Annotated in this window: 11 protein-coding genes; 4 read left to right on the forward strand and 7 right to left on the reverse strand. The window is 47.0% G+C overall.

The features are described from left to right. Positions 1-20 precede the first annotated feature (20 nt). The 4 genes from L0Y31_RS17085 to L0Y31_RS17100 form a co-directional block, all read right to left on the reverse strand. Positions 21-1,748, reverse strand: a complete 1,728-nt coding sequence (locus tag L0Y31_RS17085) for an ABC transporter substrate-binding protein (RefSeq protein WP_234734294.1) — start codon at positions 1,746-1,748, stop codon at positions 21-23. Positions 1,749-1,892: 144 nt separating this feature from the next. Continuing rightward, complete coding sequence (yidC, locus tag L0Y31_RS17090) at positions 1,893-3,761, reverse strand: membrane protein insertase YidC (protein WP_234734295.1); 1,869 nt, start codon at positions 3,759-3,761, stop codon at positions 1,893-1,895. Between the two features lie 102 nt (positions 3,762-3,863). Next, positions 3,864-5,528, reverse strand: coding sequence for a CTP synthase (locus L0Y31_RS17095; protein WP_234734296.1), 1,665 nt, complete (start codon positions 5,526-5,528; stop codon positions 3,864-3,866). Between the two features lie 317 nt (positions 5,529-5,845). After that, complete coding sequence (locus tag L0Y31_RS17100; protein ID WP_234737195.1) at positions 5,846-7,213, reverse strand: Gfo/Idh/MocA family protein; 1,368 nt, start codon at positions 7,211-7,213, stop codon at positions 5,846-5,848. A gap of 232 nt (positions 7,214-7,445) precedes the next feature. Between L0Y31_RS17100 and L0Y31_RS17105 the strand changes: the two genes are divergently transcribed. Beyond that, positions 7,446-7,808, forward strand: coding sequence for a DUF1304 domain-containing protein (locus tag L0Y31_RS17105; protein WP_234734297.1), 363 nt, complete (start codon positions 7,446-7,448; stop codon positions 7,806-7,808). A gap of 3 nt (positions 7,809-7,811) precedes the next feature. Here L0Y31_RS17105 and L0Y31_RS17110 read toward each other — a convergent pair whose 3' ends face one another. Next, positions 7,812-8,507, reverse strand: a complete 696-nt coding sequence (locus L0Y31_RS17110) for a DsbA family oxidoreductase (protein ID WP_234734298.1) — start codon at positions 8,505-8,507, stop codon at positions 7,812-7,814. A gap of 188 nt (positions 8,508-8,695) precedes the next feature. On the opposite strand from L0Y31_RS17110, the gene truB reads away from it, so the two are divergent. Together truB and L0Y31_RS17120 are read left to right on the forward strand one after the other, a co-directional pair. Continuing rightward, positions 8,696-9,409 carry a tRNA pseudouridine(55) synthase TruB gene (gene truB / locus L0Y31_RS17115; protein ID WP_234734299.1) on the forward strand — a complete coding sequence of 238 codons (714 nt, stop codon included), beginning with the start codon at positions 8,696-8,698 and terminating at the stop codon, positions 9,407-9,409. Beyond that, positions 9,406-10,332 (forward strand): bifunctional riboflavin kinase/FAD synthetase, encoded by a 927-nt coding sequence (locus L0Y31_RS17120; RefSeq protein ID WP_234734300.1) that lies wholly within the window; start codon positions 9,406-9,408, stop codon positions 10,330-10,332. Before truB ends, L0Y31_RS17120 begins: the two co-directional genes overlap by 4 nt. A gap of 69 nt (positions 10,333-10,401) precedes the next feature. Here the strand turns inward: L0Y31_RS17120 and pheA are convergent, their stop codons facing one another. Beyond that, the gene (gene pheA / locus L0Y31_RS17125) at positions 10,402-11,478 is read right to left on the reverse strand and encodes a prephenate dehydratase (protein WP_234734301.1); all 1,077 of its coding nucleotides are present in this window, start codon (positions 11,476-11,478) and stop codon (positions 10,402-10,404) included. 552 nt (positions 11,479-12,030) lie between these two features. Here pheA and L0Y31_RS17130 point away from each other — a divergent pair. Beyond that, positions 12,031-12,369 carry a hypothetical protein gene (locus tag L0Y31_RS17130; RefSeq protein ID WP_234734302.1) on the forward strand — a complete coding sequence of 113 codons (339 nt, stop codon included), beginning with the start codon at positions 12,031-12,033 and terminating at the stop codon, positions 12,367-12,369. 183 nt (positions 12,370-12,552) lie between these two features. Here L0Y31_RS17130 and L0Y31_RS17135 read toward each other — a convergent pair whose 3' ends face one another. Next, positions 12,553-14,439 carry a DNA topoisomerase IV subunit B gene (locus tag L0Y31_RS17135; RefSeq protein WP_234734304.1) on the reverse strand — a complete coding sequence of 629 codons (1,887 nt, stop codon included), beginning with the start codon at positions 14,437-14,439 and terminating at the stop codon, positions 12,553-12,555. Positions 14,440-14,718: the final 279 nt, after the last annotated feature.

Here is a 14,718-nt window from a genome sequence, read left to right on the forward strand (position 1 = left end):
ACTTGATCTTATTCAATCAATCACTTATTGACAATAACAAAACGCCCTTCCTCGAATTTAACGATTGGGACTACTTGGTTTTCGTTGGAAGTAGTATAGTTAAAGCCCGAAATCAGGTAATCTGTCTGGCCGTCCGATTTTAGCTGAGACCGACCTGGAAGCTGCCCCCGATTGCGCGCCATCATCCGACCAAAGAAAAGTACCATGTCGTAGCCCTGGTAGGCGTAAACCGATGGAATAAGATTACGCTGTTCCAGATACTCATTGTTAAACGCTTCTACTTCAGAACGTTGATTGTCCACAAAGTCTGGAGAGACTAAATATAATTCACTTCGGGTAAAGGTTGACAATGGGGCTTTATTAAAATCAAAGGCACTCGCCGTCGCAATAACAGGTGCGGCGACCTTGCGAGCAGAAAGTGTTTTCAAAAGCTTCGGGCCAATCGCTTCGTTACTACACGCTAGAAAAACGTGACCCGGCGTATTGATTTCGGTAAGCTTAATTATTTCCGTATCAGCCACTAATTTTTTAGCTTCAATAAGCTGGAAACCAGCGCGTTTTAGTTCTACTAGATAGGTAGCAGCCAACGTAGAATCCTTGCGATTATTTCCGTAGTAGACTGCTGCTTTTTTGCCGGTTCCTAAACTTTGGGCAAAATTTAAGGTTTGCAGGGCCTGCTGGTTTAGGGACGGCTGGGCCAGGAAAGCCATTGGTTGATTGGCAATCAACTCCCCGCTGGTTGAGATTGGATTCACCAGAACCATTCTGTTTTGCGTCGCAAATTCTGTAGCAAGCCGATTTGGTTCAGCGTACAAAGGTCCAAACAAAAGGTCATTTTGAATGAATGACGGATTATTGAGAATTTCGTTCATTTTCGTCGTGTCGTTATCGACATCGTAAGCAAACAAATTCACGGTAATCCCTTCACTTTGCAATTTCGTTTTCGCCAGCTTCATGCCATTGTACAGATCCAGCGCATACTGATTGGTACGTGCCCGCTCCGTTGAAGCCAGTTCATTGACCCGAAAAGGAAATAAGATACCTATATTAAAATAACCCCGATTCCGATTCCGCTCCGTCGGCAAATTCGCGGCATCCCGAGGAGCGTCAGGCTCTACGATAACGGTCTTGCGAACGACGGTAGCTGCTGGAATACCAAACCGATTGGTTAGCCGGTCCGACAATTCCAGATCGGCTTTGTCGGAGGATGTTTTCTGGATTTGGTCAATGAGGGCCAGGGCTAAACCCCGGTTGTTGGGGAAATCTCGCTGAAGGCTTTTCAGGTATCTTACGTCGGTAATCTGGCTGAAATGAAACGATTCCAATTTAGCAATATCCGCCTTCAGGGAGGCGGATGCTTCTATAATTTGCGATAGGCTTTCCAGGCCTTTGTCATATTCTTTTCGTTCCAGGTAAGAAGCTGCCTGCAAATAATAAGCATCGTTTCTTTTTTCCCAGTCTGGAAAACGCTCCAAAAGCTGCCGAATAACGAGTTGAGTCCCGGTATAATTCTTCAATTTGAAATCGGCTAGTGCGTGGTAGAAATACGCATACGGCACTACCCCGCCGCCTGATCGCTCGGTTAAAGGTGCCAGCTCCTGCTTGGCTTTTTCGTAATTACCTTCCCGAATTAACTGGATACCGGCACGATAACGGCGCTCGGCTGCATCAGACTGTGCCTCTACGGCAACGGTTGAGCAGAAGAGCAACAGATTTATGATGCTAATAACCAACAATAGCTTCTTCATGTAGTAGTAACAAATTTGGATAGGTGTTAGTCTAAACCAATTAAGGGATTAGCCATGATTTTCGCCCTCAAACCGAGTCATCACAGCTAATCCCTTAATGGTAAAATTAAACGGCTTTGCCCATAAGTTTAAGGCAAGCTCCTCTTAGTCTTTCTTCTTGTTCCGCTGTTCGGCCCGTTTTTTGGCTTCTTCGGCCTGTTTACGCGCTTCGTCAGCCTGCTGTAATGAACGTTGCAAGATATCCTGGAATTTCGATTTCTTACCTCCTTCGCCCCGCTCAAACTTCCGTTTATTCTCGTCTAGTACGGCGCGGATCTTGTCTTCATTCACAAAGCGACGAATTAACTGCTGTTGCGCGATCGTTACAACGTTGGAAACGAAGTAATAGAACGTTAAACCTGCCGGGAACGAGTTCAACACAAACATGAACATCAACGGGAAGACGTAGCTTAACGCTTTCATGTTAATGGGGGTATTCGGTTGCGCCGTGGCTGGTGTCATCTGGTTGTTGTACCAGGCATACGCCAAGCTGGACGCCGTCATAAACAAGGTAAATAAGCTAATGTGATCTCCAGCGAAAGGCAAACTAAACGGCAATTTGATAAATGCATCGTAGGTCGATAAGTCATTGGCCCACAGGAATGGTTTCTGACGTAGTTCAATCAGGTTCGGAAACAGGAAAAACAACGACATCAACACGGGCATGGTTGCCAGTACCGGAATACAGCCACTTAGTGGACTAACACCTACCTGTTGATAGAGTTTCATCTGCTCCGACTGCATTTTGGCCATGTCATCGCCTACTTTTTCTTTGATTTCGGCCATTTCCGGTGCCAGCAAACGCATTTTAGCCATGCTCATGTAGGAGCGATAGGTCAAAGGCGTCAGCAGAAGCTTCACGAACAATACGAGCACAATAATCAATACGCCGTAATTGCTGATGAATGTTTCCAGCAGGTTAAATACCGGCACAAAGAAGTATTTATTAATTGGCTTCAGGAAAGCGTAACCCAAATAAACGTTCCGGTCAAATTCGGGAGCTACGTCACTCAGCAATTGATAATCGTTTGGTCCGAAAAAGAAACGATAGGCTCCTTTTCCGCCTTTGATATCCGTCATCGGAAGCGTTATGTTCGCAATGGCCGTTTTAACTACCGAGCTGTCGGTTGGATCTACCAGCGTTTTGAACGTAGCCGTTGGGAAAGCGCTATTTTTAGCGATAAAGCTGGCTAAGAAGTATTTATGTTTGATGGAATACCATTGAACTGGCTCTTCTACTACCTGCTCACGGTTGCCCGTGGCATCTTTCGGCAGCTCTTCAAAATTTTCGTCGGCAGTCAGGTAATGGATGGTTGCTTCTTTCCGGTTCTCGTTCAGATCATTTTCAAGCTGCCGCATTTTATCCTGCCAGGCAAACCGAACGTTGTCGTTCGTAACGGTTCCATCCAGATTCGACAGCTTCAGATCATACTCAACGGCGTAGCCTTCCGCCGGAATGGTATACGTCTGCTCAATCGTTTGGTTACCCGCTAACGCCAGGCGGAATGTTACTTTCTGGGCGTTACCCTGAACCATTGTCTGTGCGGGCGTATCCGTGCTAAAAAACAGATTGGACAGATTGACAATACCTCGTCTGGTTGGCAGTTCCAGAACCATGCTTGAACTCTTTTCGTCAAATAGCACCAAAGGCTTGCCATCGTAGGTTTTATACTTTTTCAGCAGGGCCGAGGTAACCTGGCCTCCTTTTGTACTAAAAGTCAGGCGAATGTCGGCGTTTTCAACCACCAGATTCTGGGATTGACCGATGGCCGCAGAAGCAAAATCACCGTACAGCGCCTTGGCCGTTGTACTATCAAGGGCTTTTTCAGCCTGTTGAACCGCGGCTTTTGACGGCTGCGACTGCATGCTTTTCTTTTCTGGTTCTTTCTCCGGCTGCGGCTTTGGTACTAAGAGTTGATAGCCCAGCAGCATCACCAGAATCAACACAATTCCAATTACTTGATTACGATCCATTTTTTAAAAGTGTACCGCACAGCATCCTTGCTGTGCGGGAGAAAAGCACAGATTTAGGACTGTGCGGTACAAAGAGGCACAAAATTACGCCTTTCCGTTTGCTTAACCAACATTCACCGGACTATCCACAAGGCGTTTCTGTTGAGAATACTCCAGGGATGCCCGAACAAAATGCACAAACAGCGGATGCGGATTCATCACGGTACTTTTCAGCTCAGGGTGAAACTGAACGCCGACGAACCAGGGATGGTTTTTTAGCTCAACAATTTCGACCAGGCCTGTATCGGGATTAATTCCCGTAGCGATCATGCCTGCTTTTTCAAACTGATCCTGATACTCACTGTTAAATTCGTAACGATGGCGGTGACGCTCGCTGATCTGGGTTTTTCCGTATACCTTATACGCCTGCGAATCTTTCTTGATCTTGCAGGGATAAGCGCCCAGACGCATTGTACCTCCCAGGTTTTTCACCTGTTTCTGGCTCTCCATCATGTCGATAACCCGATTTGGAGATTCGGGGTTCATTTCTGAGGAGTGGGATTCCGGCAGGTTCAACACGTTGCGGGCAAACTCAATAACGGCGCACTGCATCCCCAGGCAGATTCCAAAGAAGGGAACGCCATTTTCGCGGGCATAACGAATGGTATTAATTTTGCCTTCGATTCCGCGCTCGCCAAAGCCGGGAGCCACCAGAATGCCGTCCAGATCCCGCAGACGCTCGTGACAGTGATCTGGGTTCGCCAGTGTTTCCGACTGAATCCATTCAATGTTCACTTTACATTCGTTCTGCGCTCCTGAATGAATAAATGCTTCTGCAATTGACTTGTAGGCATCCCGCAGTTCAACGTATTTTCCCACCAAACCGATGGTGACCGAATCGCTGGGGTTTTTCAACCGACCCAGAAAATCCTTCCAGGAATCCAGTTCAGCATCCTGATCGTTGTACAAATCAAGCATGTAAAGCGCGCGCTGATCGAGCTTTTCCTTTTTCATCAGCAGCGGCACGTCATAGATTGTTTCGGCATCAATGGCCTCAATTACCGAGCTTGGCTGAACATTACAGAATAACGCCACTTTACGGCGAATATCTGGGGGCAAAGGATGCTCGGTCCGGCACACGATAATGTCCGGCTGAATTCCATTTTCCAGCAACATCCGAACTGAGTGCTGCGTCGGCTTGGTTTTCAACTCTCCCGCCGATTGCAGGTAAGGAATCAGCGTCAGGTGAATAACCAGCGTATCTTTTTCGCCCAGTTCAAACTTTAACTGGCGAACCGCCTCCACGAAGGGCAACGACTCGATATCGCCCACACAACCACCGATTTCGGTGATGATAATATCGTACTCGCCGGTTTCGCCGAGCAAACGAATATTACGCTTGATTTCATCGGTAATGTGCGGTACCACCTGCACCGTCCGTCCCAGGAAGTCGCCTTTGCGCTCGCGGGTGATTACGTTGTTGTAAATTCGCCCGGTGGTGATGTTGTTAGCCCGTGACGTACGAATGTTCAGAAAGCGCTCGTAGTGGCCGAGGTCAAGGTCGGTTTCCGCCCCATCATCGGTAACATAGCATTCTCCGTGCTCGTACGGATTGAGCGTTCCGGGATCAATATTAATGTATGGATCAAATTTTTGAATCGTAACCGAAAGGCCACGAGACTGAAGCAATTTAGCCAGCGAAGAAGCAATAATGCCCTTGCCTAATGAAGATGTCACACCGCCCGTAACAAAGATGTACTTAGCGGTTTTCTGACCGGATATAGCCATGTCTGAAAACTTATTGTCGTAGTTACGGGATGTAAAGGTACGGAAACTTAAGGAGAAAAAGAGACAGTAAAGTAGGAAAAAGTCAATAATCACCAGTAAATATCTGGCTGTCAGAACGCTGATAAATAACCTTGGCAGATTTAATTTATATTGGGCCTGAAAGCAATATTTTTTCTGGTTTTACGTTGAAAATCAACAGTCTTCTACTTTTACCAATCATTCAGCTAGAAGCCGCCAAAAAGACTTCTATTTTCTACGCCCCAATAGTGTTTTTACCACATCTGTTTTTTTCTTTGCCCCGTGAAATGGACAAAATCCTATACGCGCTTTGGGTCGGAATGAGTCCAGGGCTGTTGGTAAGGGCGCTGAAGCAACCCATTTGCCTCCCGGTCGCCAACAATTTCCCGTTTTCCAGGGTCATACACAATCGGGCGACCTGTCTGCATCGATAAGTTAGCCAAGATGCAACTTGCCGTCGAAATATGGCCTTCTTCAATATCGGCGATGGGTTTTGTACCTCCTTCGATAGCTGCCAGAAAATCGAGCATGTGCAACCGAGTGGCCGGTGCGGCGTTCAACTCAATTCTGTCTTCTTTCAAGTCTTCTGGGTACTTTTCCTTCTCATACACCACGTCTTTGTGAATTTTCTCGCCTTTGCCCTGCGGAACAAAATCGTAGGACATGGTGCTCCCAAATAACGTACCTTTCTCGCCGTACAAGGTGAACGACCAGGGGTATTCCGGGTTGGCAGGAGTTCCCCAACTCCGGTGCTGCCACACGCAGTTTAAGCCGTCGTATTCAAAAATGGCCGACTGGGTATCCGAAATATTAGACTTTCCTTCTTTCTGGACATAAATACCGCCCGTTGAACTTATGCGTTTCGGCCAGCCTAGTTTTAGCATCCAGCGCACCGTATCAAACATGTGAATGCACATATCGCCCATGATGCCGTTGCCGTACTCCATGAACGTCCGCCACCAACGCACGTGTGGCAGCCCATCATACGGGCGCAAGGGAGCGGGCCCCGTCCACATTTCATAATCCAGAAAATCAGGGACCGGCACCACCGGCGGATTTCCGTTATTCCGCATGTGGTAATAACAGCACATCTCTACGTGCGACACCTTGCCGAGCAAACCTGCATCCACAATGTTCTTTTTCGCATCGATCAGGTGGGGCGTGCTTTTACGCTGCGTCCCGACCTGAACCACTCGCTTGTATTTTCGCGCGGCGGCCACCATCGCCTCCCCTTCCATCACATCCACACTAATGGGTTTTTGCACGTAAACGTGGGCGCCAGCTTTCAGCGCGTCGATGGTTTGCAAGGCGTGCCAGTGGTCCGGCGTACCAATCAAAACAATATCCAGGTTACTGTCGGCCAGCATTTTGCGGTAATCGCCGTACAGACGCGGCGTCTTGCCCGATTTCTGCCGTTGGCTGACCAGTTTTCCGGCTTCATTCAGCATGTTTTTATCGACATCGCAGAGGGCTACCACCTCGACGGGCGCCACCTGAATCAGGCGAAACAAGTCACTTTTTCCGTACCATCCGGTTCCAATCAATCCCACCCGGAGCGTTTTTGTTGGATTAATAATATCCATTCCATGGGCTCCGAATGCGGTAAGGGCGAGCGAAGCAGTGGCACCTTGCAAAAAATGGCGGCGATTGATGTGAAACGTATGCATACTGAAGGTGATGGTGTTTAGGCTTCTGCGTTCAGTAAGAGCCATTATTTACATAAATACTCCTACCGAAGCGCTGAATTTTACGCTTTTCTTTCGGGTAGCAAGCTAAGTCAAAAAGTCTTTAGACAAAAATAATTGCAGAATTGATGCAAGAGAAAATTATAACTTAGCTTTACCAAATCCAATAATAAGACCATCGCTTCCATCATCTACCAACCGCTTTCTGATCCAAATGAACATCATTACTATGCTCGTTATTGCTGCCATTGCCCTGCTGCATCTTTATATTCTTTGGATTGAGATGTTTGCCTGGACTACGCAAGGCAAAAAAACGTTTAAATCACTCCCGCCGGATTTGTTCGAAAAAACAAAAGCCCTGGCAGCGAACCAGGGCCTTTACAATGGATTTTTGTCAGCCGGACTAATCTGGTCTCTGCTGATTAGCGATCCCGTTTGGAGCGATCACGTAGCCACTTTTTTTCTCAGCTGTGTGCTTGTCGCTGGTATTTACGGGGCTTTAACGGCGCAAAAAAGCATCTTTTTCGTGCAGGGGCTCCCCGCTCTTATTGGGCTCGTTCTTGTTCTTTTGTTCTAATTTTTAGGCACAATCACCATCGGGAGTGCAGGCAGGCCCTTCAATAACCGTCAGTTTGGGCTCCTCCCATTCGCCAAATGATTTGTTTAATGCACCCAGGAAAACCTCGCTGCCCTGAGCACCCGAAACGGCATATTTCTGATTAAAAACGAAAAACGGAACGCCTCGCACACCTACCTGCCGGGCTTCATAAATATCCCGATCGACTGCTTCCGCGTATTGATCACTGCTTAAAACCTGGCTAATCTCATCGGCATCCAGACCTATTTCAGCGCCTAGTCGTTGCAGCGTTTGGTGGTCAGCCGTGTTTTCGCCTTCGGTGAAATAAGCCTTGAACAAGCGCTCTTCTATGGCATCGCCCTTACCGTGTTTTTTCGCTAACTGAATCAACCGGTGCGCATCAAATGAATTAGCCAGGACTGCTTTGTCGAAATCGTATTGCAACCCGACTTCTTTGGCCATGCCCGTAACATGGGCGTTCATTTGCTTGGCATGATCCAGTGACCAGCCTTTGGCTTCCGCCAAATACTGGTTGATGTTCTTGCTCGGATCAGTTTCCATATCGGGGTTGAGCTGAAAACTTTTCCAGACTATTTCAATTTTATCACTGTGGTCAAAATCAGCCAGAGCGGCTTCGAACTTCCGTTTTCCGATGTAACAAAACGGACACATAATATCGGACCAGATTTCTACTTTCATCGTTGTATTTTTAGGAGCGTTTTTGATTAATAATACCTGCCTTCTTCTTTTTGACAAGGCTAGTTGAGTGTCTTTCTAACAAGTTCGTTTGGCGCTCAGTTCGCTTCTTGGTGGCTACATAGCTATTAAATGAGCCTTATGAAACCGTTTATTGTTGATACCTTGTAGCTTTGTGAAAATTTTTCATCGTGAGTACAACAACCAATCAAAAAACTCCCGACGCAAATCCCGTCCCTGATGAAGGCCGGGTTCTGTTGATCGACAAGCCCCTTGAATGGACATCGTTCGATGCGGTCAACAAATTGCGTTATGCCTGTAAATTCAAGAAAATCGGTCACGCCGGGACGCTTGACCCCCTGGCAACCGGACTGCTTATCCTTTGCACCGGTAAAAAAACCAAACAAATAGACCAGTATCAGGCTCAGGAAAAAGAATATACGGGCACACTGGTGCTGGGAAAAACCACTCCTTCCGTTGATCTGGAAACTGATTTTGATGCCGAATTTGACGTATCATCCATCACCCCGGAACAAGTGCAGGAAGCGGCTCAGCAATTAACGGGCGAAATTCAGCAGATTCCTCCTATCTATTCAGCCGTCAAGGTTGGCGGTGAACGCCTGTACGAGAAGGCACGCCGGGGCGAAACGGCCGACATCAAATCCCGCACCGTTACGGTTTCGCTTTTTGAGGTAGATACCACCCGTTTTCCGGAAGTCGATTTCCGCATCATCTGTACCAAAGGCACTTATATTCGCAGTCTGGTTCGTGATTTAGGTTTGTCGCTTCAAAACGGTGCTTACCTAAAGGCGCTGCGCCGTACCCGAATTGGCGAATTTCGGGTAGAAGATGCCGACACCATCGAAAATTTTATTGCGAAGTTTAGAGGATCCGTACTTTCATGAACGTTTACCACGGTATTGATACGTTTCAGCCACTTTCTTACGCTGTTGTAACCAGTGGCACTTTTGACGGCGTCCATTTAGGTCACCAGAAAATACTCAACCGGCTTACTGAAATTGCTCGCGCGAACAAGGGCCAAACCGTTGTGCTGACGTATTGGCCGCACCCGCGCACGGTGGTTTCCAACGACAGCCTGGATTTGAAATTACTGTCTACATTAGACGAAAAAATAGAGTTGCTAGAAAAGGCCGGCGTGGATAACCTGGTGGTCATTCCGTTTACGCGGTCGTTTTCCGAATTAACCTCGGCTGAATTCATCCAGCAAATTTTGATTGATCGAATTGGGACGAAGAAGCTAGTGATTGGCTACGATCACCGCTTCGGGCGCCACCGAGAAGGGGGCTTCGACTATATCCGCAGTCATGCACACGAATATGGCTTCGAAGTAGAAGAGATTCCCCGCCAAGACATTGATGCGGTCGGCGTTAGCTCTTCAAAAATTAGAGGGGCGTTGCTGGAAGGCGCCCTTCGCACGGCTACGCAGTTTTTAGGGCGCCCTTACAGTCTGACTGGAACCATCGTTAAAGGTCGCCAATTAGGCCGTACCATCGGGTATCCAACGGCCAACATTCAGGTAGACGACCCGGTTAAGTTAATTCCTGCTAACGGCGTATACGCGGTTGATGTCATTTACCGGGACCAGCTTTTGAAAGGAGCCATGAATATCGGAACCCGACCCACCGTTGCTGGCATCAATCGAACTATCGAGGTGTATATCTTTGACTTTAATCTGGATATTTACGGGGAGCACTTGACGGTTCACCTTCGTCACTATCTTCGGCCTGAACTCAAGTTCAATGGTCTGCCCGAATTGGTCGAGCAAATGAAAATGGACGTGGAGCAGGCGAAACTCTTGCTTCAGTAAAGCAAAACGCCAGAATCCACAGCAAATGTAGATTCTGGCGTCTCTCTTTTTATAGCTGGTCAACGCTGTTCAGGACAGCGCCCGAACGTAGCTTCCCAGGCATTTCACGTCGGAAGCATACCGCTGCAAAATGTCCTGCACAGGCTGGTCATTGGCGTGCCCTTCAAATTCAATCAAAAACCAATATTTGAACGTCGCTCCATCCCGCAAAGGCCGACTTTCGATTTTCGTCAGGTTAATGTTTCGAGCGTCAAATTCCTGCAAAAAGGCAGCCAGTACTCCTGGCTTGTTTGTGTTTTGCAGCCGGGCTACGATGGTCGTTTTGTCATTGCCGCTTTTCTGGTTTTTAAAGTCTTTTGCCAGAATGAGAAAGCGGGTCCGGTTTAGGTCTGTATCTTCAATATTATCAAACAAAACAGGAACGCCGAATAGCTTGGACGCAATATGCGAGCAGATGGCGGCCGCTTTGGGTTGCTGAGCGGCTAATTTAGCCGCTTTTGAGGTCGATTCAACGGGTACGAGTTCAGCCGGTAAGCCCTCAAAATACTCCCGCAAAAATTTGCTACACTGGCCAAAGGCAATGTCTTTGGAGTAAATATGCGTGATTTCGCTCAGGGTTTCGGTTTGGGAAGCAAACGTAAAGTGAACCGGAATCTGGGCCTCGGCAGCAATCAGTAAGTCTTTTTCGTAGAGCAGATCAATGGTTTCATTCACCACGCCTTCCTGGTTGTTCTCGATGGGGACTACGCCAAACCGCGCCCGCCCTGTCTCAACACTTTCAAATACCGACCGAATGGTTGGCAGCACCATGTATTCGCTCATGGCTCCGAAACGACTTTCCGCAGCTTGGTGTGTAAAACTTCCCTCCGGCCCCAGATAAGCGATGCGTTCGGGCATTTCCAGGTTCCGGGAAACGGCAAACACTTCCAGAAAGATGGCATCAATGGCCGCCGGAGTCAGCAAGCCTTTGTTTTGCTGGTGAAGCCGATCCAGAATTTGCTTTTCCCGCTCCGGGCGGTAAATAATGGCATTACTGGATTTTTTGACTTCGCCGACGTGCCGTACTAGTTCCATCCGCTGATTTAATAAGTCCAGCAGTTGATTGTCAAGGGCATCGATCTGATTACGGAGGGATTCGAGGGTCATTCGTTCGTTTTCTGATTTTGGGGTTCGGGCTTAACAATAAAACCCAAAACCTATATATTCCAAAAGACTATTTATCAGTTAGTTAAAAGGAATTACCAGAAATTTACTGTATGATTAATCAGAAAATTCTGCTAAACCCTATCGCCATACCTGCAAAAGTAGAAGAAAATTGCCCTGGCTCACGTGGCTAATCTATAAAAAAATCCAATGACCTCACCCGCTTATTTGGGCTAGAACGCCTTCGCTCGCCTGGATCACAAAAATTTCCGCTCACATCGTAGCCCGGAAAAACGCCAGGTAAGTTGCCCTTTCAGGTTTTCTTTCGCACCGCCGTACCATAACCTCATCACTTCGGCATCGATACGTTCTTTCAGGCTCTTTAATCGGTTTAGAAGTAGGATGTAGTTCAAAAATCCTGACGCTAAATTCGGGTTAGATATACACAGCAAACAGGCCTCGCGGTTTATAAGACCACTTAATTTCTCTTCAAAAGTCTCCCGGTGCAACCCTTTCTGATTCAACGTGGTCTTTTATTCAACTAATAATCAGGCCATGAAATTCTTTGTCCCACTTCTTTTTATTCTGTTGACGGCAAAAAGTTTTGCTCAGCAGCCGTCGAATGCCGTTACTGATTCTATCGCCAACGTGGACAACATGCCCGTCGTTAAAGATAATGGTAAAGCGGCCGACATGCCCATCCGAAACGGCAAAGGGAATGCTGCTGATATGCCCACGTCCCGAGTTCTTGATTCAAACCCTGCTCTTTCTTCCAGGAATAATTTGCCCCAAATCTCGCCGGAATTCCTAAAAAATTTACCGCGTGAACGTCAAGATACCCTCAACCCAAAAGGAGTAGACAAACGCCCTAATTTGGACAAGAAAAAGGAGTAAACTGCTGATTTAAAACTACTTAATGTAAGCCTATCTCTAAGTGGGGCCAAAACTAAACGCCGCCACAAACCCGCTCCTATTTTCTGGAAACGCAGCTTATGACGGCGGAAAGGCACCCTTTTTTTTAGCATTGGAATTCGGAAAAGGAACGGCTAGTCCTTGTTCAAACCCGAAACTTCTCAACTAAACTAAGGCCACATCTTCAATGTCTTTTTCAAGACGCAGATTTTCGATGATGAAACGCTGGCGATCCGGAGTGTTTTTTCCCATGTAATAACTCAGCAATTTCGGTATCGACGTTTCTTTCTCCATGATTACTGGCTCCAGGCGCATGTTATCGCCAATAAATAGCCCAAATTCCTCCGGTGAAATCTCGCCCAAGCCTTTAAAGCGGGTAATTTCAATTTTCTTTCCACTTTTGGTCAGCTTATCCATTGCGCGTAGTTTTTCCTCCTCCGAATAGCAATAGATGGTTTCTTTGTGATTTTTCGGATTTCGAACGCGAAACAGGGGCGTCTCCAGAATATAAAGGTGGCCATTCCGAACCAGATCCGGGAAAAATTGCAGGAAGAACGTGAGCATCAGCAAGCGAATGTGCATGCCATCGACATCGGCATCGGTTGCAATCACGATGCGGTTATAGCGCAGACTATCCAGCCCATCTTCAATATCCAGCGCGTGCTGCAAGAGGTTAAATTCTTCGTTTTCGTAGACAACTTTTTTAGTCAGGCCAAAACAATTCAATGGTTTTCCACGGAGGCTAAACACCGCCTGGGTCTGCACGTTCCGCGATTTAGTAATGGAACCACTCGCCGAGTCCCCTTCTGTGATAAATAAGGTGGTGTTATACCGGTCGTCAGACTTGGCATCGGGCAGGTGATTGCGGCAGTCGCGCAATTTCTTGTTGTGCAGATTGGCTTTTTTCGCCCGTTCGTTGGCCAGCTTCTTGATACCGGCCAGCTCTTTACGCTCGCGCTCCGACTGTTCAATCCGCTTTTTCATGGCATCCCGAACAGCAGGATTCATGTGCAGAAAGTTGTCGAGGTATTCTTTAACGAAATTCCCCACGTATGAACGCACAGTCGGGCTTTCGGGATCAGGCGCCATGTTTAGCGACCCTAATTTTGTTTTTGTCTGCGATTCAAAGACTGGCTCCTGAACCCGCAAACTAATAGCACCGATGATGGAGGCCCGAATATCGGAGGCTTCATACGATTTATTGAAGTGCTCCTGAACGGCTTTTACGATGGCTTCCCGCAGCGCCGCTAAATGCGTTCCTCCCTGGGTGGTATACTGCCCATTGACAAACGAATAGTATTCTTCTCCGTACTGGTTTCCGTGCGTAAGTGCAATTTCGATATCTTGCCCTTTCAGGTGAATAATTGGGTAACGCAGGGCATCCGCATCGGTTTTATTTTGTAATAAATCGAGGAGACCATTTTGCGAAACGTACTTCTGCCCATTAAAACTGACCACCAGTCCGGCATTCAGGTAGCAGTAGTTCCAGATCATGTTTTCCAGATACTGCGGAATGAAATGGAAATTTTTAAATACGGTATTATCGGGTTCAAAGACCACCCCGGTGCCGTTGCGCTGGTTGGTAGAATCCTCACCCTGGTTCTTTAAAATTCCTCGTTCAAATTCAGCCCAGACAGTTTTTCCTTCCCGGTAAGACTGCACCCGAAAATAGGTAGACAAGGCATTGACGGCTTTGGTACCTACCCCATTTAGTCCTACTGATTTCTGAAAGGCACCTGAATCATATTTACCCCCCGTATTAATTTTAGAAACCACATCGACGACTTTACCCAGTGGAATACCCCGGCCAAAATCCCGTACTTCCACCCGGTGATCCGTCACTTTTATGTCGATGGTTTTTCCGTGTCCCATGACATGTTCATCGATACAGTTGTCCATCACTTCTTTGATCAGGACATAAATTCCATCATCTGCGGCGGACCCATCGCCGAGCTTCCCAATATACATCCCTGGTCGTAACCGAATGTGCTCCCGCCAGTCAAGTGACCGAATACTGTCTTCTGTATATTGTACCTGATTTAATTCTGCCATTTAGTAAATGCGTTGTATCCAGTTTTTAAGAAATGTATACTATGAAAATAATTCTTAGTTATTTCACAAATTCATCGGAAAAGTTATAGAACCCTATTGCAAATTGTGAAAATTAACCGCACAAGAGAAAACTGTTTAATTTGATTAAAAAGTTCACTTACTTTGTCGGTCGAAATTATTCAGATACTACATAATCCACTTTTCCGTTGATGAGTAATGTAAGGTGACGCTGCCCGAACGCCCTTACCATATCTTAAAAATATGCAAAATTTCTCAAAT

The organism is Tellurirhabdus bombi (assembly GCF_021484805.1).
GTDB classification, from domain to species: domain Bacteria; phylum Bacteroidota; class Bacteroidia; order Cytophagales; family Spirosomataceae; genus Tellurirhabdus; species Tellurirhabdus bombi.

Excerpts from the sequence above, each read along its gene's own strand:
- L0Y31_RS17085 (WP_234734294.1), bottom strand. The coding sequence starts at position 1,748 with ATGAAGAAGCTATTGTTGGTTATTAGCATCATAAATCTGTTGCTCTTC.
- yidC (WP_234734295.1), bottom strand. The coding sequence starts at position 3,761 with ATGGATCGTAATCAAGTAATTGGAATTGTGTTGATTCTGGTGATGCTG.
- L0Y31_RS17095 (WP_234734296.1), bottom strand. The coding sequence starts at position 5,528 with ATGGCTATATCCGGTCAGAAAACCGCTAAGTACATCTTTGTTACGGGC.
- L0Y31_RS17100 (WP_234737195.1), bottom strand. The coding sequence starts at position 7,213 with ATGCATACGTTTCACATCAATCGCCGCCATTTTTTGCAAGGTGCCACT.
- L0Y31_RS17105 (WP_234734297.1), top strand. The coding sequence starts at position 7,446 with ATGAACATCATTACTATGCTCGTTATTGCTGCCATTGCCCTGCTGCAT.
- L0Y31_RS17110 (WP_234734298.1), bottom strand. The coding sequence starts at position 8,507 with ATGAAAGTAGAAATCTGGTCCGATATTATGTGTCCGTTTTGTTACATC.
- L0Y31_RS17120 (WP_234734300.1), top strand. The coding sequence starts at position 9,406 with ATGAACGTTTACCACGGTATTGATACGTTTCAGCCACTTTCTTACGCT.
- pheA (WP_234734301.1), bottom strand. The coding sequence starts at position 11,478 with ATGACCCTCGAATCCCTCCGTAATCAGATCGATGCCCTTGACAATCAA.
- L0Y31_RS17130 (WP_234734302.1), top strand. The coding sequence starts at position 12,031 with ATGAAATTCTTTGTCCCACTTCTTTTTATTCTGTTGACGGCAAAAAGT.
- L0Y31_RS17135 (WP_234734304.1), bottom strand. The coding sequence starts at position 14,439 with ATGGCAGAATTAAATCAGGTACAATATACAGAAGACAGTATTCGGTCA.